The sequence below is a fragment of the Streptococcus sanguinis genome, assembly GCF_001078705.1.
Taxonomy (GTDB): Bacteria; Bacillota; Bacilli; order Lactobacillales; family Streptococcaceae; genus Streptococcus; species Streptococcus sanguinis_D.
The window spans coordinates 977,384-996,815 of record NZ_CDMW01000001.1; the positions used below are offsets into that span (position 1 = coordinate 977,384).

Here is a 19,432-nt window from a genome sequence, read left to right on the forward strand (position 1 = left end):
TTAGCATGGAAACTTCGCTCGATATATGGTATAATGGGCCTATCGCATATTTTTAGGAGAATAAAAATGAACATACAGCGCGAAAAAGAATTTGTTAGTCAGTACCATTTTGACGCCCGAAATTTTGAGTGGGAAAAAGAAAATGGAACACCTGAAACCAAGGTTGATGTGAATTTCCAATTGGTCAAAAGAGATGTCGAAGCCCACACGACTTCATTGATTGTGATTTTGACCTTTATGATTGTTTTTGAGAATTTTGTTATCAGCGGAACTATTTCGCAAGCCAACCACATTCACGGTCGTCTTATTGAGGAACCGAGTGAATTTGACCACGATGAAGTAGAAGAGCTGGCTCGGCCTTGCTTAACCATGCTCAACCGCTTGACTTATGAAGTGACAGAAATTGCTCTGGATTTGCCAGGCATTAATTTGGAGTTTTAATAATGAAGTTAGCGGTTATCACAGATTCATCGACCTATCTACCGGCTTCCCTGCTGGAGAATGAAAATCTTTTCGTCTTGGATATTCCGGTCGTGATTGCTGGTGAGACTTATGTCGAAGGTAGAAACTTAACAGCCAGTGAATTTTATGAAAAAATGGCTCAGTCAGATGAATTACCCAAGACCAGTCAGCCTAGCATTGCTGAGTTAGAAGAGATTCTCACTATTCTAGACGGAAAGGACTATACCCATGTTCTAGGGCTCTTTCTATCCAGCGGTATTTCTGGTTTTTACCAAAATATTCAGTATCTGAAAGATGAGTTTCATGGTTTGAAAATTGCCTTTCTGGATTCTAAGATTACTAGTGCTCCGCTCGGTATCATGGTCCAATCTGCTCTAGAGTGGGCAGAAGAAGGACTAGATTTTGAAACAATCTTAGCCAATGTCCAGAAGCAGATAGATGGCACCAGTGCTTTTATCATGGTGGATGACTTGAACCACTTGGTCAAAGGAGGACGCCTGTCTAACGGCGCAGCTATTTTGGGAAATCTGCTCAGCATCAAGCCTATTCTGTATTTTAACGATCATGGTGTTATAGAGGTTTTTGAAAAGATTCGGACGGAGAAGAAGGCAACCAAGCGTATGCTGGAACTTGTCCAAGAAAGAACAGCAGGCGGTGCTTATCAGATTATGGTTATCCATGGCAATGCACCAGAAAAAGCAGCTGAACTACGGCAAAATCTGCTAGACAGTGGTATTGCTGGCGAAGTTCCTATCGCAACCTTTGGCAGCGTCATCGGGACACACTTGGGTGAGGGCAGCGTTGCACTGGGATATATTCCTGTAATTTGATTGTCTGAGTACCTAAGCTTGTCTCTGTAAGGAGGAGAAACATGAGTATCAAAGTTATTATTGCTGGTTTTAAAGGGAAAATGGGTCAAGCAGCCTATAAAATGGTGACAGAAGATACTGAACTAGAATTAGTTGGACTGCTGGATCCCTTTACGGATGAAAAAGAAGTAGCTGGTGTTCCTGTCTTCAATGCCAAGGAAGAATTGGCTGGGCTGGAAGCCCATGTCTGGGTTGATTTTACAACCCCTAAAGTAGCTTATGACAATACTCGCTTTGCTCTGGAGCAGGGATTTTGCCCAGTGGTCGGAACGACAGGGTTTACTCCCGAGCAGTTGGAAGAGTTAATCGCATTGTCTAGGGAAAAGGAGCTGGGCGGCTTGATTGCTCCAAACTTTGCCTTGGGAGCTGTTTTGCTGATGCAGTTTGCAGCTCAGGCAGCTAAGTATTTTCCAAATGTAGAAATTATAGAGTTGCATCATGACCAGAAAAAGGATGCACCGAGCGGGACGGCTATTAAGACAGCAGAGCTCATCAGCCAAGTCAGACCAAGCAAGCAGCAGGGAGCTGCTGATGAGGAAGAGTCTATAGCCGGCGCCCGCGGAGCTGATTTCGATGGCATGCGTATTCATTCAGTTCGCTTGCCTGGTCTGGTTGCTCACCAAGAAGTAATCTTTGGCAGTCAGGGAGAGGGATTGACCCTGCGACATGATTCCTATGACCGAGCTTCCTTTATGACAGGGGTTAATCTGGCCATTAAAGAAGTTGTCAAACGCTCAGAATTAGTCTATGGATTGGAACATTTACTATGAGATTAGAAACTCTGCCTTCTGAATTTCAGGAGGCTTTGCCAGTATTAGAGAAGATAAAAGCGGCTGGCTTTGAAGCTTATTTCGTTGGGGGTTCTGTTCGAGATGCCCTTTTGCAGCGACCTATTCACGATGTGGATATCGCTAGCTCCAGCTATCCTGAGGAAACCAAGCGTATCTTTGAACGGACAGTTGATGTGGGGATTGAGCATGGAACTGTCTTAGTTCTGGAAAATAACCGTGAATACGAAGTGACTACTTTCCGGACCGAGGATGTCTATGTGGATTACCGCAGGCCCAGTAAGGTTTCTTTTGTGCGATCTTTGGAGGAAGATCTTAAGCGGCGCGATTTTACCATCAATGCTCTAGCTTTGGATGAAAACGGTCAAGTCATCGATCTTTTCCAAGGCTTGGATGACTTGGAAAATCGGATTTTGCGGGCGGTTGGAACGGCTGCAGAGCGTTTTAATGAAGATGCTCTGCGCATCATGCGCGGCTTTCGTTTTCAAGCTGCCTTGGATTTTGATCTGGAGCAAGATACTTTTGCAGCTATGAAGGATTGTGCTCCCTTGCTGGAAAAGATTTCAGTTGAACGAATTTTTATCGAGTTTGACAAGCTCTTGCTGGCTCCGTTTTGGCGCAAGGGATTAGAGGCACTCTTGACAAGCGGTGCCATAGAATTTCTGCCTGATTTGAAGGGAAGCAGAGCTAAGTTAGAAAGGCTCTTCGATTTGGCTTCAGATTTTCGCTTTTCAGCATCCGAGCAGGCTTGGGCAGCCCTTTTACTGGCCTTGGATGTGCAAAATGTCAAAGGCTTTCTAAAAAAATGGAAGACCTCTCGTGAATTTGCCAATAAAGTAGAAGATTTGGCTGAGATTGCGGCTATTCGTTCAGAACGAAACTTGACCATGCGAGACTGCTATGACTATGATATTGACTTATTGCTACAAGCAGAAGAGCTTCGGCAGGCGCAAGGTTTGGCAGTGGATTTCTCTGCTATTCAGAATCTTGATGCCAGTCTAACTATTCATAGCAAGCAGGAAATGGTAGTCAATGGCGGCATGCTGATGCGGGAGTTCGGCTTTGAGTCAGGGCCAAAACTTGGCCAAATTTTGAAAGAGTTGGAATATGCTATTGTAGACGGACACTTACCTAATGACTTAGAGGCCATTTATGGCTATATCAAGGAGAAGAGATGAGCGATTTAATCGTTAACAAGCTAACCAAATCAGTAGGAGATAAGACAGTTTTTCAGGACATTTCCTTTATCATTCATGAATTGGACAGGATTGGTCTGATTGGTGTCAATGGAACGGGAAAGACAACGCTGCTGGATGTTTTATCAGGAAAGTCGGGCTTTGACGGTGATGTCAGCCCTTTTTCTGCTAAGACGGGTTATAAGATTGCTTATCTGACTCAGGAGCCTGATTTTGATGAGGAGCAGACGGTGCTTGACACTGTTTTGTCTAGTGATTTACGGGAAATGCAGTTGATTCGAGAGTATGAGCTGCTCTTGACGGCTTATGATGAAAGTCAACAGTCTAGACTAGAAGCGATTATGGCCGAGATGGACTCACTCCATGCTTGGGAAATCGAAAGTCAGGTCAAGACGGTCCTGTCCAAGCTTGGTCTGACTAATCTGTCACTTAAGGTTGGTCAGTTATCAGGAGGTCTTCGTCGTCGAGTTCAGCTGGCCCAAGTTCTCTTAGGCGATGCAGATTTGCTCTTGCTGGATGAGCCGACCAACCACTTAGATATTGATACCATTGAATGGCTGACTAATTTCTTGAAAAATTCCAAGAAGACCGTGCTTTTCATCACCCATGATCGTTATTTCTTGGATAATATTTCAACTCGGATTTTTGAGTTAGATGGCGGTCGCTTGGTTGAATATCAAGGAAATTATCAAGACTATGTTCGTCTCAAGGCAGAGCAGGATGAGCGGGATGCGGCCTTGCTTCATAAGAAACAGCAGTTGTACAAGCAGGAGCTTTCTTGGATGCGGCGGCAGCCTCAGGCTCGGGCAACCAAGCAACAAGCTCGGATTAATCGTTTCCATGACCTAAAGAAAGATTTGGTCGGTCTGACGACTGACAGTAATCTGGAAATGAACTTTGAAACTAGCCGTATCGGTAAGAAAGTCATTGAGTTTCAAAATGTGGACTTTGCTTATGATCAGAAGCCTATTCTCTCTCAATTTAGTCTTTTGATCCAGAACAAGGACCGTATTGGAATCGTCGGAGATAACGGTGTCGGCAAGTCAACCTTGCTCAATCTGATTGGCGGTAAACTTCAGCCTCAAGCTGGTCAGCTCCTTATCGGAGAGACAGTCCGAGTGGCCTATTTCTCTCAGCAGATTGAGGGTTTGGATGAGTCTAAGCGGGTCATCAATTACCTGCAAGAAGTGGCCGAGGAGGTCAAGATAGGCAGTGGAACGACTTCCATTGCAGAACTCTTGGAGCAGTTTCTTTTTCCTCGTTCTACTCATGGGACTTTAATCGAAAAGCTTTCTGGCGGAGAGAAAAAGCGCCTTTATCTGCTCAAGCTTCTCTTGGAAAAGCCGAATGTCTTGCTTCTTGACGAGCCGACCAATGATTTAGATGTTGCAACTCTAACGGTCTTGGAGAATTTTTTGCAAGGCTTTGCCGGGCCAGTTATTACGGTCAGCCATGACCGTTATTTCCTGGACAAGGTAGCCAGCAAGATTTTAGCTTTTGAGAATGGAACCATTAGAGAATTTTTCGGTAATTACACGGATTACCTGGATGAAAAAGCCTTTCTGGCAGAAAGCTCTGCTATTTCCCAAAAGGCGGAAAAGGAAAAATCGACCAAGGTGCGCGAGGATAAAAAGCGCATGACCTACTTTGAAAAGCAGGAGTGGGAGACTATCGAGGCCGATATCGAGGCGCTGGAGGAGCGGATTTCTGAGATTGAAACGGCCATGCAGGAGAATGGCTCTGACTTTGCTCGCCTGTCTCAACTCCAGCAAGAACTGGATGAGCAGAACGAGAAACTGCTGGAAAAATACGAGCGCTATGAATACCTAAGTGGGTTAGACGGATGAAAGAAGTAGTGTTTAGGCAGAGCTGGTTGAAGATAATCATCTTAGCTATATCGGCGAGCGCTCTTGCTGTCTTTATGACTACAGTTCTTGTATTACCATCTAAAAATGGATACCTATTATTCGACTCCAATATTTCTGTGATTGAAAAAATGTTTTTAGTGATAGGTACAATTGTTTTTGATTTTCTTTCTATTTTGGTATGGATTTGTTTGTTTAGGGATAAACGTTTTCTTCGTCTAACGGAACAGGGTTTTTACTTTAAACCCCTTCTTTTTAGAGAAGTTTCGTTTTATAGTTGGGAAGAAATCCAGAGGATAGACTATAGAATTGAACGTATTCGACATTATGCAAAATATCAATTATTCAATAAGAGTCATATTTTGACGATTTGTTTTCATTCAGTGGATCCTGCGGTTTTGAAGAGAAGTAGGCTTGCTTCTAGAAAGAGCAAAAGATATAAGTTTGGTATTCCTGAACCGTTAGAAATTACTCTTATGTTACTGAAAAAAGAGAAACCAAAATATATTTATAAAACGATGGTGGACTACCATAATCAATGGCAAGTAAGACAGAAAAATAGTTAATAGAAATTTTATAGTCCGAACAGTTTCATATACTGTTAATCTAAAACCTTTAGAGATGGAACGGAGGCATCTATGAAACTAAGATTGGAAAATACCGACTCAAAGAAAACACAAGAACTGGGAAACTTAATCAGGGCCTATAATCGCTCTAAGAGGGAGCCCTCCAAAAGTGAGCCTCTTAACATCTATGTAGAAGACGAACAAGGAAATCTGCTGGCTGGTATGGCGGCCGAAACTTTTGGTAATTGGCTGGAGATTGAATATTTGTATGTGAGTGAGGATTTACGAGGGCAAGGCATAGGCTCAAAAATACTGTGCAAGGCTGAACAAGAAGCCAGAGAAAGAAAATGCAAATATTCATTTGTGGATACGTATCGGTTTCAAGCCCCAGATTTTTATAAACAGCACGGCTATACAGAAGTGTTCGCGTTGAAAGAATACCCCTATACTGGTGAAAGGTATTATTATACAAAAGACCTGTGAGTTTACTTTGGGAATAAAGATGGATTTGATTTTCACTTTTCTTTATGCAAACCTTTTCCTTACTGAAAAAATCTGATATAATGATGATAAATAAAACACAGAGGAGAACATCATGTCGAAAAAAATAATCGGAATTGATCTTGGTGGAACATCTATTAAGTTTGCTATTTTAACCTCAGAGGGCGAAATTCAGGAAAAATGGTCCATTAAAACCAATATTTTGGACGAAGGTAGCCACATCGTAGATGATATGATTGAGTCAATCCTGCATCGTTTGGAATTACTTCAGCTTTCAGCAGAGGATTTTATTGGGATTGGTATGGGCTCGCCAGGAGTAGTTGACCGAGAAAAGGGCACTGTTATTGGTGCTTACAACCTCAATTGGAAGACGCTGCAGCCAGTCAAGGATAAGATTGAAAAAGCGACTGGGATTCCTTTCTATATTGACAACGATGCTAACGTTGCCGCTTTGGGTGAACGCTGGATGGGGGCTGGAGAAAACCAGCCTGATGTAGTCTTCATGACACTAGGTACAGGTGTTGGCGGAGGAATTGTTGCCGAAGGTAAGCTCTTGCATGGACTTGCTGGAGCAGCAGGAGAGTTGGGCCATATCACTGTTGACTTCGATCAGCCGATTCAATGTACCTGTGGCAAGAAAGGCTGCCTAGAGACTGTTGCATCTGCGACTGGTATTGTTAATTTGACTCGTCGCTATGCTGATGAGTATGCTGGTGATGCTGAGCTGAAAAAACTGATTGACAATGGTGAAGATGTCAATGCAAAGGTTGTCTTCGACTTGGCGAAAGAGGGCGATGAGCTGGCTCTGATTGTCTATCGCAATTTCGCGCGCTATCTAGGAATTGCCTGTGCCAATATCGGTTCTATCCTAAATCCATCTACAATTGTTATCGGAGGTGGTGTATCAGCTGCGGGTGACTTCCTACTGGAAGGTGTGCGCAAGGTTTATGAAGAGAACAGCTTCCCGCAGGTTCGTACTTCAACCAAGTTAGCCTTGGCTACTCTTGGAAATGATGCTGGTGTTATCGGGGCAGCTTCATTGGTCTTACAATAATTCAACAAGTATGCTTCATTTGTTCTCCTGCAGAAAGGCCTGTAGGAGAATTTTTGTGGAAAATTTGCTATACTAGAAAAAGCTCACTGAACGAAGGAGAAATCATGACGTTAGCAGATACGATTTTCAAAGAGAATATTAAAAAAATTATGGAGCAGGGTGTTTTTTCTGAAAATGCCCGTCCGCGCTACAAGGATGGAAATGTGGCCAATTCCAAATATATCACTGGCTCTTTTGCGGAATACGATTTGAGCAAGGGAGAATTCCCAATCACGACTCTGCGCCCTATTGCCATCAAGTCTGCCATCAAGGAAGTTCTTTGGATCTATCAAGATCAGTCTAATAGCTTAGAATTGCTCAATGACAAATACAATGTTCACTATTGGAATGACTGGGAAGTTGGCGATACGGGTACTATCGGGCAGCGCTACGGAGCAGTTGTCAAGAAGCACAATATTATCAATAAAATTCTCCAACAGCTTGAAGCCAATCCTTGGAACCGTCGCAATATCATCTCTCTCTGGGATTATGAAGCTTTTGAAGAAACAGATGGCTTGCTTCCATGCGCTTTTCAAACCATGTTTGACGTTCGGCGTGTAGATGGAGACATTTATCTGGATGCGACTCTGACTCAGCGCTCAAATGATATGTTGGTTGCTCACCATATTAATGCTATGCAGTATGTGGCTCTGCAGATGATGATTGCCAAGCATTTCGGCTGGAAAATTGGCAAGTTCTTTTACTTTATCAATAACTTGCACATCTATGACAATCAGTTCGAGCAGGCGGAGGAGCTATTGTGTCGGGAACCTAGCGACTGTCACCCTAGGCTCGTGTTAAATGTGCCGGATGGAACCAATTTCTTTGATATCAAAGCAGAAGATTTTGAGTTATTAGACTATGATCCCGTTAAACCTCAGCTGAAGTTTGATTTGGCTATTTAACGATTTTGATAAGTGTATGCGAAAACAGCCAACCTTTGCAAAAGTTCTGCTTGAATCATACTTTAAACATGCCTTTTTACGGCAAATTTGATAGAATAGAGTTACTAATACAAAGGATAAAAGGATGACAAAGAAGATTATTGCCATTTGGGCTCAGGCAGAGGATGGTCTGATTGGAAAAGACAAGGTCATGCCTTGGCATCTACCTGCAGAATTGCAGCATTTTAAGGCAACAACCACTGGACATGCTATTTTGATGGGGCGTGTGACCTTTGATGGTCTGCAGCGTCGCGTTTTGCCAAATCGAATCAGTTTGATTTTGAGCAAGGACAAGAACTACCAAGTTGACAATGAAAATGTCTTACTGTTCAACAATGTGGAAGATGTTTTGGAGTGGTACCAAAAGCAAGATAGAAACTTGTATATTATCGGCGGAGCGCAAATTATCAGAGCTTTTGAGCCGTATTTGGAAGAATTGATTCAGACTCAGATTTCTGCTAAGTTGGAAGGAGATACCTATTTCCCTGAGACATTTGACTGGGCTCCTTATCAGGAAGTTAGCAGTGAATTTCATGCCAAAGATGAAAAGAATCCTTATGATTTCACTATAAAAAGATACCAAAGGAAGGACTCGTAAGAATGGAACGTAGTATTTTTGGTTTTTTTACGGCCTTTTTATGTGTCATTTGTCTTATTTGTGCCGTTCAAACCTTTCGGAAAAAGCGGTTTGGACTGGCAGCTTTATTTTTGCTGAATGCTTTTACAAATCTTGTAAATTCCATTCATGCTTTTTATATGACACTTTTTTAACATGTACGAAAGAAAATAAATAGATTTAGAATTTTAGAATTGGAGTAAACAATGCCTACAAGTCGTAATGATGATATGATGGTTTTTTGTTCTTTCTGTGGGAAGAACCAAGATGAGGTTCAGAAGATTATCGCTGGTAACAATGCCTTTATCTGTAATGAATGTGTGGAGCTAGCGCAGGAAATCATCCGTGAAGAGCTAGCTGAGGAAGTGCTGGCAGATCTGTCTGAGGTGCCAAAACCTCAGGAGCTGCTGAATATCTTGAACCACTACGTTATCGGGCAAGACCGAGCTAAGCGTGCCTTAGCAGTAGCGGTCTATAATCACTACAAACGTATTAACTACCACGACAGCCGAGAAGAAGAAGATGTGGAACTGCAAAAGTCAAATATTTTGATGATTGGCCCGACCGGGTCAGGTAAGACCTTCCTGGCACAGACTCTAGCTCGCAGCCTCAATGTGCCTTTCGCCATTGCGGACGCAACTGCTCTGACTGAAGCTGGTTATGTCGGAGAAGATGTGGAAAATATCCTCCTCAAGCTTTTGCAGGCGGCTGACTTTAATATTGAGCGCGCAGAACGCGGCATTATCTATGTCGATGAGATTGACAAGATCGCTAAAAAAGGCGAAAACGTCTCGATCACCCGTGATGTTTCGGGTGAAGGAGTTCAGCAAGCTCTGCTGAAGATTATCGAAGGAACAGTAGCTAGTGTACCGCCGCAAGGTGGACGCAAGCATCCGCAGCAGGAAATGATTCAAGTTGATACTAAGAACATTCTCTTCATCGTTGGCGGTGCTTTTGACGGTATCGAAGAAATCGTAAAACAGCGTCTGGGTGAGAAAATCATTGGTTTCGGTCAGAACAACCGAGCAATCGACGAAGATAGTTCCTACATGCAGGAAATTATCTCAGAAGACGTTCAAAAATTTGGTATTATCCCTGAGTTGATTGGCCGTTTGCCTGTTTTTGCTGCTCTGGAGCAACTGACAGTTGATGATTTGGTCCGTATTCTGAAAGAGCCTAGAAACGCCCTTATTAAGCAGTATCAGGCACTTCTGTCTTATGATGATGTTACGCTTGAATTTGACGAAGAAGCTCTGCAGGAGATTGCCAATAAAGCGATCGAACGTAAAACTGGTGCACGTGGCCTTCGCTCTATCATCGAAGAAACCATGATGGATGTCATGTTTGAGGTCCCAAGTCAGGAAAATGTAAAACTTGTCCGCATTACCAAAGAAGCAGTAGATGGAACAGATAAGCCTATTCTAGAAACTGCCTAACGAGGTGCTTATGGAAATCAATACCCACAACGCAGAGATTTTGCTGAGTGCAGCCAATAAATCGCACTACCCTCAAGATGATATTCCAGAGATTGCCTTAGCAGGTCGATCAAACGTCGGAAAGTCCAGCTTCATCAACACACTTCTCAATCGTAAAAATTTAGCGCGAACTTCTGGAAAACCTGGAAAAACTCAGCTGCTAAACTTTTTTAACATTGATGACAAGCTGCGTTTTGTAGATGTGCCTGGTTATGGCTATGCCCGTGTTTCCAAAAAAGAGCGTGAAAAATGGGGGCGGATGATTGAGGAGTATCTGACCAGTCGTGAAAATCTCAGAGCGGTTGTCAGCCTTGTCGATCTTCGGCACGATCCTAGTGCAGATGATGTGCAGATGTATGAATTTCTCAAGTATTACGAGATTCCAGTCATTCTAGTAGCGACCAAAGCTGATAAAATCCCTCGCGGAAAATGGAATAAGCACGAGTCAGCTATTAAGAAAAAACTGGACTTTGACAAAAATGATGATTTCATTCTTTTTTCCTCAGTCACCAAGGATGGCTTAGATGCTGCTTGGGAAGCGATTTTGAGTAAGATTTAAACTTTAGTACTGATCTTGAAAGTTAGATAATTGAAGTTTAAAATTATGAGTAAAAAAAAAACAACTTACTTCTGAAAATATCGGAAGTAGTTTTTTTATCAACTCTTTGACAATATAATCTATTATGTTATCTATTCTGTATGAAAAAAAGAAATGTTGTCAAGATATAATGATAGATTTTATTTGAATTAATAATAGATATAATTTTTTTGAGTTTTGGTATTTCTAAATACCTTGCTTATAACTTTTGCGGATAAAAGGGAGATAGGTGCTATTTTTATAGAATGATACTATATTTTTTAGTAAAAAATATATAGTTGTGATAAAATAGTATAAAATACAACTTGGAGAATAGAAAATGAGCGGTACAATTTTGAGTAATAGTGAAATTTCAGCTATCCACAGTAGAGAAATTAAGGTTGTGGCAGCTGAGAAGGAAATGAAGACCAATAAAGATACAGTCAGTCGTTATAGTGGTAATTCTTTAGCTCATAATCACTTAGATAAAGAATAACAGATGGTTAGCCAAATGTTGGAGTCTGTTAGTCAGTTTGCAGATTGCATTCAGGAAATAGGCATCAACTTTGATTTTATGGACTCAGATATTGCTTCTAAGATTGGATAAATAAGGTAATAGGAGGAAATGCAATGGGTGTGAAAGTTGAAATTGGAACGATGAGTGTTCAGTCTACCTCAGCCAAGAGTGTTTTGGATGAACAGGTTAAGATTTGTCAGCTACTTATTAAACGCTTCAATCAATTTTGTGAAGACGATACTTTAAAAGGCAAAGGCTATAGTAGTGCCAAACAATATTCTCAGTCTGTCTATCTTCCTCTTTTGAATGGAATGCTTATTTATCTTGAAACACTTAGTCAAGCTATTTTTAACTTGCATCCTAAGTATACTAGCGAGGTCGGCAATGAAAGTTTAGATCAAGATATTCTTGAACAGCAGATTTCTGCTTATGAGATTATTAAACAGGTTCAGGAAGCTGTTCTTTCTCTTCCTGGTGCCAGTAAAATTATGTCAAGTCAAACCAAACAAAGTATTTCAGATAGCATTAATAATCTTTCTGATCAAATCTCAGTTATTCAGGAGAAATTAGATAAACTCTTAGCTTTTGATAGTAGCTCTAGTTCATTGTTTAATCAACTGTCAGATCTTAACCAAGCTATCAAAGAAGGTTTGGCTTCAATTCAGCTCAACAAGCAATTCCAAGGAGGTGTTTTTCTTCTTCCGACTAATATGAGTTGGAAGAAGAAATTAGAGGCTGATAGAAAAACATCTTCTTTAAAAACTCCTCAACAACACGATCATTATAAAGGGAAAAGCAATGGAATCTATGGTGGTAATCAAAGTTCTCCTTTAAAAACTTTTCAAAAAGGAAGCAAGGAAGAAAAAAAACAACTAATTACTATTATTCAAAAATATCATCCTGAACTTGATACTAACGATGAAATTGAGGATTTTCTTGCTAAACTGCAGGACGAAGGATGCGCTTATGTAGCAATGACTAATTCTATATTTAGTCGGTTTAAGGGTACTGAAGAAGAGTTTCAAAAAAAGTTTGGCTTTTCAATGTATATAGAGAAGGATGGTAAAAAAATTCCAAATTATGATGCAGCTATTGTTGATTTCTACGCTAGTAAGGACAATAAGGAAAGATTTTTATGGTTTGAATGGACTGATGATAGTAAAGATAAAAATACTGAAAAAGACTATGAAATGGAAAATCCTAATGGAGACTATAAAAATAGAGTTGGTTATGGTATGACTAATGAGGATGTTGAGAAAAGATTCGAAAGTTATATGGAAGAACATAATATTAAAGTGGACTTTATTTACGAGCAAGAAGTTGGCTCGAATGCATTTTTTAAAGAAACTAAGCCGATAGCTCCAACTGTAGAGAATTATAATGAACTAAAAAAAGAAGGAGAAGTATACCTTTCAGCAAAAAGTGGATCTGTCTTTTATCCTGTAGATAATAAAGAAAATATTCAAGAGCTAGAAGGAGGCCATATAGTGACGATAACTGGAGTTACAAACGATGGTCGTTTTATTGTAAGTACATGGGGCGATCAATATACTATATCTCCCGAAGATATCGAAGGTGGGTCAATTCAGGTAGTAAAGTATTATGAATAAAATTAAATTATTGTTTATTATTTCTTTTATATTAGTATTAGCATTTATTTTAGGGGTGGTATTTATGTATATCCAAAATGATAATTATTCTCGACCGACAAATATTGACGTGTTTTATCGATTTATGAGAAAAACTGATATTAATCAGATTGATTTTGAAAAAGCTTATGCTTTAGGCCTATCAGATAGTAAGAAAGAAATCAATAAAGAGTATTTGAAGCAGCAAGATGCCTACCGTGAAATACTTTTCGATTATATCAACCGACAAATTGATTTTAAAGAATTTGATAAAGAGATTGCAAATCTAGAAGTTTCACAGTTTTTCCGCTCAGTTAAAAAGCCTTTAAAAGATATTAGTGATCGAGAGATGTATTATTCTAGTTTATCTCACTTAGATTCAGAGTATCTTTATATCCACAATGATATTCATATAGAACGATTAAGTGACGAAGAATTCCAAACTTTAAAAGATATAAAAAGTGGTGAAATTGTAGATGAAGTAGAGAAAGAAAAATTTTTGAAAAAAACGCTTGTTAGAGTAATTTCATATTACGGGGAAGGAAAAGATAATTTTGCTGTTCAATATCGCGTACATGGAGGAGGAGCTATAAAATCTGATATACTTCATTCTTCCCTTCTTTTTTCTATTGAATATCGCAAACCTAAAAATTCAGGAACTTTAGATTATTATTTTGATGAGAATACTGCTATGCGAGAATCTGAGCGTCAAAAATACGAAGAACTCGTTCCTAAATACGAGCATATCTTTTCAGAAAAACTAGGCGTTAAGGTCCAGATTGAGAATTCACTCTATTCAAACATAAGACTCACATAATTTTACTTTTCTGTTTTTAATTGTTATCAATTTGTAATTTATCAAGACTATTATTCTGCTTTTTAGTATGTTACAATGGTATCATTAACATCTTATTCAGGAGAAGTGCTGTGAAAAAGAGAATTTCAAAAAAAGGTAAGAGAATCCTTTCAGCTTTATTCATCATGACAACAACGATTGCTGTTGGTTTTGTCTTGGCAAAGCATATTAATCCTGCTAGTGCTAATAATAGCGACCAGCAGCCTATGAATCAAACAGACTATTTCATCTCACAAATCGGTGAGCCAGCGCGTCAGTTGGGACAGGACAACGATCTTTATGCCTCTGTTATGATTGCCCAGGCTATTTTAGAAAGTGGATCAGGACAGTCTGGTCTGTCCGGTGAACCTCATTATAACCTTTTCGGTATCAAAGGTCACTACGACGGTCAGTCTGCTAATATGGAGACTTGGGAAGATGATGGAGAGGGAAATGCCTACACCATCAATGACAGTTTCCGTTCATATCCTAGCTATGTAGAGTCTCTGCAAGACTATGTTGCGGTTCTCAAACAGGGGCATTTTGCAGGCGCATGGAAGAGCAATGCGCCAACCTATCAGGATGCAACAGCTGCCCTGACTGGTGTCTATGCGACAGATACTAGTTACAATGCTAAATTGAATTATATTATTGAAAAATATGATTTGACTCGTTTTGATTCACCACTCTATGAGTCTGGTGCTGGCTATATCGTTTACAATCCTTATCGTCAGCAATACACTACTCAAGATATCTTGGACGTCGATACTGCTTGGGCGACTAGATTTTAATAAAGACAACAAAAAAGAGGGAGACCTCTTTTTTAGTATATATAGGTTTTCTTTATGACCCAAATAAAAAATATATATGATTCCTTACTTTCCTTTATGATACAATAGGTAGATAGCAAAAAAATAAAGGAAGTATTATGGCTAAAAAAGATTCAAAACATGAACATTCTCAAAACCACAACTTTGAGAATGAAGGTGAATTTCAGCGTAAAATGACGAGCAGGCATCTCTTTATGCTGTCGCTTGGCGGTGTTATTGGGACAGGTCTTTTTCTCAGTTCTGGTTATACGATTGCTCAGGCAGGACCTTTGGGGGCCATCTTGTCTTATCTAGTTGGAGCAGTGGTGGTTTATCTGGTTATGCTCTCTTTAGGAGAGCTTGCTGTTGCCATGCCAGTGACGGGTTCCTTTCACACTTATGCAACAAAGTTTATTAGTCTGGGCACAGGTTTTGCGGTTGCTTGGCTCTATTGGCTTTGTTGGACGGTGGCTTTAGGAACAGAGTTCTTGGGTGCAGGTATGCTGATGCAACGATGGTTTCCTAGTGTTCCAGCTTGGTTTTTTGCGGCTTTTTTTGCAGCTGTAATTTTTTGGATGAATGCTCTTAGTGTTAGATTGTTTGCAGAAGCAGAATTCTACTTTTCAAGCATCAAGGTCATCACGATTATTGTCTTTATTATCTTGGGAATTGGTGCGATATTTGGTCTGATTCCTATGAGTCACCATCAAAACGCGCCTTTCTTCAGTAACTTGACAGCTCATGGAGCTTTTCCTAAAAGCTGGACATCTCTTTTATCTATTATGTTGGCAGTAAACTACGCCTTTTCAGGTACAGAACTCATTGGTATTGCAGCTGGAGAAACGGATAATCCGACAGAAGCTGTGCCTAAAGCAATTAAAACAACGATTGGTCGTTTGGTAATTTTCTTTGTGTTGACAATCATTGTTCTAGCTGCTTTGTTACCAGTCAAGGAAGCAGGAGTGACACAGGCTCCTTTCGTAACTGTTTTTGATAAGATTGGTTTACCTTATGCAGCGGATATCATGAATTTTGTTATTTTAACAGCTATTCTGTCAGCGGGAAATTCTGGTTTATATGCTTCCAGTCGTATGCTATGGTCTTTGGCAAATGAAGGAATGATTAGCCGAAAAGTTGTAAAAATTAATCGACATGGTGTACCGATGAGAGCTCTCTTATTATCTATGTTAGGGGCTGCTTTATCACTTTTTGCAAGTTTTTATGCGGCAGACACAGTTTTCCTAGCTTTGGTTTCGATTGCAGGTTTTGCGGTGGTAGTTGTTTGGTTGTCTATTCCCATTGCTCAAATTCGTTTCCGAAAAGAATGGTTGAAAGAACATCAAGAAGACGAACTAGCTTTCAAAACTCCGTTTAGTCCTTTCTTGCCTTACATTACGATAGTTCTTTTGGTTCTATCTGTCGTTGGAATTGCTTGGGATAAGTCCCAAAGGGCAGGACTTTATTTTGGTCTACCTTTTGTTGGTCTTTGCTATCTATATTATTACCTTCGTCATCGTAGATTTTAGGAGTATTTCATGGGAAAATTTAAAGATTTGCTTGATGAGCAAGAAATTATTATTTTAGATGGAGCCTTAGGTACAGAGTTGGAAAGCCGAGGTTATGATGTATCTGGTAAGCTTTGGTCCGCTCAATACCTATTAGACCAGCCTCAGATTATTCAAAATGTGCATGAAAGCTATGTAAGAGCTGGCAGTGACATCATCACTACGTCCAGTTATCAGGCTAGCATTCCAGCATTTATAGAGGCAGGACTAACTCCTGAAAAGGGTTATGATCTTTTAAAAGAGACAGTCTTCTTAGCACAAAAGGCAATCGAAAATGTCTGGCAAGAATTATCTCCAGAAGAGCAAAAGCAGCGACCCTATCCTCTGATTGCAGGCTCGGTAGGGCCTTATGCTGCCTATTTAGCTGATGGTTCGGAGTATACGGGAGACTACCAGCTGAGCGAGGGAGAATTCCAAGAGTTTCACCGTCCGCGTATTCAAGCTTTGTTAGAAGCAGGCTGTGATTTACTGGCTATTGAAACCATTCCAAATGGATCAGAAGTAGCAGCAATCCTCCGACTTTTAGCTGAGGAATTTCCGCAGGCTGAGGCATATTTGTCCTTGGTCGCCCAGTCGGAGAATGCTATATCAGATGGCACTAAGATTGAGGAATTAGGGAATTTGGCTCAAGAAAGCCCACAAGTCTTGGCAGTTGGTTTTAATTGTACAGCTCCACATTTAATTGCTCCTTTATTAGATGGGCTTGGACAAGTGTGCAACAAACCTTTTCTGACCTATCCAAACTCTGGCGAAACTTATAATGGCTTGACCAAGACTTGGCATGATGATCCAGAGCAGGAGCGGAGTTTGCTGGAAAATAGTAAACTTTGGAAAAATCAAGGAGTGCGGCTTTTTGGCGGTTGCTGTCGAACACGGCCAGAAGATATTGCTCAGTTAGCAAAAGGATTTAAGGTTTGAAAATAGATTTTCAAATCTTTTTTAGAAAATTTAAAAAGGTTCTCGAAAACGCTATCAAAAGCAAGAACTTTGTGATATACTATACATAGTTTACATTAATAGGAGAATTTTTTATGCCTGAATCGACATTTATCCCTAAAATTGAAGCAGCTTGCCACAAGAAAGAAGCTTTGTTTGATACAAACAAGGCCAAGTACGCTGTTCGGTCTATCTTTGCTGGAGCTTTCCTAACCTTTAGTACTGGTGCTGGGGCTATTGCGGCAGATTTGACGAATAAGATCGTTCCAGGAACTGGGCGTTTTCTCTTTCCTTTCATCTTTGCTTGGGGATTGGCTTACATTGTCTTTCTAAATGCAGAGTTAGTGACTTCCAACATGATGTTTCTGACTGCTGGTACCTTTTTGAAGAAGATTGACTGGAAAAAAGCCTTGATGATTTTGCTTTATTGTACCTTTTTCAATCTGATTGGCGCTTTGATTGCCGGCTGGCTCTTTGCTAACTCGGCTGCTTACGCTGGGCTTAGCAAAGAAAGTTTCATTTCTGGTGTCGTGCAGATGAAGCTTGCTCGGTCTAATGAGCTGATTCTGCTCGAGGGAGTGTTAGCCAATATCTTTGTTAATATCGCTATTCTTTCCTTCGTCTTGGTCAAGGATAGTACAGCTAAGCTCTTCTTAGTTATATCAGCCATTTATATGTTTGTATTCCTGACTAACGAACACTTGGCTGCTAACTTTGCTTCCTTTGCTATCGTGAAATTCAGCTCAGCAGCAGCGGAAGTGCAAAATTTTGGTATTGGAAATATCCTACGCCACTGGGGTGTAACCTTTATCGGTAACCTCATCGGTGGTGGTCTACTCATAGGTTTGCCATACGCTTGGTTTAATAAAAAGGAAGAAAATTACGTGGATTGATGCAGTGTAATTTCAATATAATTCAATAAAATAAAAAAGATTGCTTAAAAGACTTGCAATCTTTTTTTTCTTTTGCTATAATTATCAATGGTTTGAAAAAACTGCCTAAGACAGTAGGGGAGCTCGACTCATAAAAATCCTACCGAGGACAAAACGTATCATGTAAAAAGAAGCGTATTGTACTTTCGTGTCTAGGTTTGGGCGCGTTTTTCTTTTGGAAAATTCCCCAAGCAAAATAATTACGGAGGTGAAACACTAAATGAGTGAAGCTATTATTGCTAAAAAAGCGGAACTGGTTGACGCAGTTGCTGAAAAAATGAAAGCTGCTGCATCTATCGTCGTTGTCGACGCTCGTGGTTTGACTGTTGAGCAAGATACCGTTCTTCGTCGTGAGCTTCGTGGAAGCGAAGTTGAGTACAAAGTTATTAAAAACTCAATCTTGCGTCGTGCAGCTGAAAAAGCTGGACTTGAAGACCTGGCATCTGTTTTTGTTGGACCGTCTGCAGTAGCATTTTCTAACGAAGATGTTGTTGCTCCAGCGAAAATCTTGAACGACTTTGCTAAGAACGCTGATGCACTTGAAATCAAAGGTGGTGCAATTGAAGGCGCTGTCGCATCAAAAGAAGAGATTCTTGCACTTGCAACTCTTCCAAACCGCGAAGGACTTCTTTCTATGCTCCTTTCTGTACTTCAAGCGCCAGTTCGCAACGTTGCACTTGCTGTCAAAGCAGTTGCAGAAAACAAAGAAGACGTAGCTTAATCTTAAGCTACGCAGCGTAGCCTAGCTACGAAAAAAATATTATAAATTTAAAAATTATTTGGAGGAAATAACAATGGCATTGAACATTGAAAACATTATTGCTGAAATTAAAGAAGCTTCAATCCTTGAATTGAACGACCTTGTAAAAGCTATCGAAGAAGAATTTGGTGTAACTGCAGCTGCTCCTGTAGCTGTAGCTGCAGCTGGTGCTGGTGAAGCTGCCGCTGCTAAAGATTCATTCGATATCGAATTGACTGCTGCTGGCGACAAGAAAGTCGGCGTTATCAAAGTTGTACGTGAAATCACTGGTCTTGGCCTTAAAGAAGCTAAAGAACTTGTTGATGGTGCACCAAACGTTATCAAAGAAGGCGTTGCTGCAGCAGAAGCTGAAGAACTTAAAGCTAAATTGGAAGAAGCTGGAGCTTCAGTTACTCTTAAATAATAGAGTACCGCAATTTGATTGCGGAAGCCCAATTTAATGGTCTTTCTGATATCATAAAGCGATTTTAAAAAATGGAGAACTAAATTTTTCCCCCA

22 protein-coding genes and 1 other annotated feature are annotated in these 19,432 nt (G+C 40.4%); all 22 genes read left to right on the forward strand.

Going from position 1 to position 19,432, the window contains the following annotated elements; genetic code table 11:
* The first annotated feature begins 66 nt into the window (after positions 1–66).
* The 22 genes from SSV_RS04890 (at position 67) to rplL (ending at position 19,337) form a co-directional block, all read left to right on the forward strand.
* The gene (locus SSV_RS04890) at positions 67–441 is read left to right on the forward strand and encodes a DUF1149 family protein (protein ID WP_002915309.1); all 375 of its coding nucleotides are present in this window, start codon (positions 67–69) and stop codon (positions 439–441) included.
* A 2-nt stretch (positions 442–443) separates the two neighbouring features.
* Positions 444–1,292 carry a DegV family protein gene (locus tag SSV_RS04895; RefSeq protein ID WP_072073913.1) on the forward strand — a complete coding sequence of 283 codons (849 nt, stop codon included), beginning with the start codon at positions 444–446 and terminating at the stop codon, positions 1,290–1,292.
* A gap of 41 nt (positions 1,293–1,333) precedes the next feature.
* The gene (dapB, locus tag SSV_RS04900) at positions 1,334–2,101 is read left to right on the forward strand and encodes a 4-hydroxy-tetrahydrodipicolinate reductase (protein ID WP_072073914.1); all 768 of its coding nucleotides are present in this window, start codon (positions 1,334–1,336) and stop codon (positions 2,099–2,101) included.
* The gene (locus SSV_RS04905) at positions 2,098–3,297 is read left to right on the forward strand and encodes a CCA tRNA nucleotidyltransferase (RefSeq protein WP_072073915.1); all 1,200 of its coding nucleotides are present in this window, start codon (positions 2,098–2,100) and stop codon (positions 3,295–3,297) included. Before dapB ends, SSV_RS04905 begins: the two co-directional genes overlap by 4 nt.
* Positions 3,294–5,162 (forward strand): ABC-F family ATP-binding cassette domain-containing protein, encoded by a 1,869-nt coding sequence (locus SSV_RS04910; RefSeq protein ID WP_072073916.1) that lies wholly within the window; start codon positions 3,294–3,296, stop codon positions 5,160–5,162. Before SSV_RS04905 ends, SSV_RS04910 begins: the two co-directional genes overlap by 4 nt.
* Positions 5,159–5,746, forward strand: a complete 588-nt coding sequence (locus SSV_RS04915; RefSeq protein WP_072073917.1) for a hypothetical protein — start codon at positions 5,159–5,161, stop codon at positions 5,744–5,746. The genes SSV_RS04910 and SSV_RS04915 overlap by 4 nt, the downstream gene beginning before the upstream one ends.
* A gap of 72 nt (positions 5,747–5,818) precedes the next feature.
* On the forward strand, positions 5,819–6,229 hold the full coding sequence (locus SSV_RS04920; protein ID WP_072073918.1) for a GNAT family N-acetyltransferase: 411 nt from the start codon (positions 5,819–5,821) through the stop codon (positions 6,227–6,229).
* A 112-nt stretch (positions 6,230–6,341) separates the two neighbouring features.
* The gene (locus tag SSV_RS04925; RefSeq protein ID WP_072073919.1) at positions 6,342–7,301 is read left to right on the forward strand and encodes an ROK family glucokinase; all 960 of its coding nucleotides are present in this window, start codon (positions 6,342–6,344) and stop codon (positions 7,299–7,301) included.
* Positions 7,302–7,405: 104 nt separating this feature from the next.
* A complete protein-coding gene (locus SSV_RS04930) occupies positions 7,406–8,245 on the forward strand; it encodes a thymidylate synthase (protein ID WP_072073920.1) in 840 nt (279 codons plus the stop codon).
* 124 nt (positions 8,246–8,369) lie between these two features.
* Positions 8,370–8,882, forward strand: coding sequence for a dihydrofolate reductase (locus tag SSV_RS04935; protein ID WP_072073921.1), 513 nt, complete (start codon positions 8,370–8,372; stop codon positions 8,880–8,882).
* Positions 8,883–9,106: 224 nt separating this feature from the next.
* Positions 9,107–10,336, forward strand: coding sequence for an ATP-dependent Clp protease ATP-binding subunit ClpX (gene clpX, locus SSV_RS04940; RefSeq protein WP_072073922.1), 1,230 nt, complete (start codon positions 9,107–9,109; stop codon positions 10,334–10,336).
* Positions 10,337–10,346: 10 nt separating this feature from the next.
* Entirely contained in the window at positions 10,347–10,934 is a 588-nt protein-coding gene (gene yihA / locus SSV_RS04945) for a ribosome biogenesis GTP-binding protein YihA/YsxC (protein ID WP_072073923.1), read from the forward strand.
* A 358-nt stretch (positions 10,935–11,292) separates the two neighbouring features.
* Entirely contained in the window at positions 11,293–11,448 is a 156-nt protein-coding gene (locus SSV_RS12215; protein WP_255297039.1) for a hypothetical protein, read from the forward strand.
* 3 nt (positions 11,449–11,451) lie between these two features.
* Complete coding sequence (locus tag SSV_RS12220) at positions 11,452–11,559, forward strand: TIGR04197 family type VII secretion effector (protein WP_304362495.1); 108 nt, start codon at positions 11,452–11,454, stop codon at positions 11,557–11,559.
* Between the two features lie 23 nt (positions 11,560–11,582).
* The gene (locus tag SSV_RS04955; RefSeq protein WP_072073924.1) at positions 11,583–13,079 is read left to right on the forward strand and encodes a T7SS effector LXG polymorphic toxin; all 1,497 of its coding nucleotides are present in this window, start codon (positions 11,583–11,585) and stop codon (positions 13,077–13,079) included.
* Positions 13,072–13,914: a hypothetical protein gene (locus tag SSV_RS04960; RefSeq protein WP_072073925.1), complete on the forward strand. Its 843-nt coding sequence runs from the start codon at positions 13,072–13,074 to the stop codon at positions 13,912–13,914. The genes SSV_RS04955 and SSV_RS04960 overlap by 8 nt, the downstream gene beginning before the upstream one ends.
* 110 nt (positions 13,915–14,024) lie before the next feature.
* Positions 14,025–14,723, forward strand: coding sequence for a glucosaminidase domain-containing protein (locus SSV_RS04965; RefSeq protein WP_072073926.1), 699 nt, complete (start codon positions 14,025–14,027; stop codon positions 14,721–14,723).
* A 137-nt stretch (positions 14,724–14,860) separates the two neighbouring features.
* The gene (locus SSV_RS04970) at positions 14,861–16,267 is read left to right on the forward strand and encodes an amino acid permease (protein ID WP_072073927.1); all 1,407 of its coding nucleotides are present in this window, start codon (positions 14,861–14,863) and stop codon (positions 16,265–16,267) included.
* Between the two features lie 9 nt (positions 16,268–16,276).
* Complete coding sequence (mmuM, locus tag SSV_RS04975) at positions 16,277–17,224, forward strand: homocysteine S-methyltransferase (protein WP_072073928.1); 948 nt, start codon at positions 16,277–16,279, stop codon at positions 17,222–17,224.
* Between the two features lie 113 nt (positions 17,225–17,337).
* Positions 17,338–18,135 (forward strand): formate/nitrite transporter family protein, encoded by a 798-nt coding sequence (locus SSV_RS04980; RefSeq protein WP_072073929.1) that lies wholly within the window; start codon positions 17,338–17,340, stop codon positions 18,133–18,135.
* An 86-nt stretch (positions 18,136–18,221) separates the two neighbouring features.
* Positions 18,222–18,357: a sequence feature (ribosomal protein L10 leader region), on the forward strand.
* A 37-nt stretch (positions 18,358–18,394) separates the two neighbouring features.
* Entirely contained in the window at positions 18,395–18,895 is a 501-nt protein-coding gene (gene rplJ / locus SSV_RS04990) for a 50S ribosomal protein L10 (protein ID WP_072073930.1), read from the forward strand.
* Positions 18,896–18,968: 73 nt separating this feature from the next.
* Positions 18,969–19,337 (forward strand): 50S ribosomal protein L7/L12, encoded by a 369-nt coding sequence (rplL, locus tag SSV_RS04995; RefSeq protein ID WP_002900419.1) that lies wholly within the window; start codon positions 18,969–18,971, stop codon positions 19,335–19,337.
* Positions 19,338–19,432 lie beyond the last annotated feature (95 nt).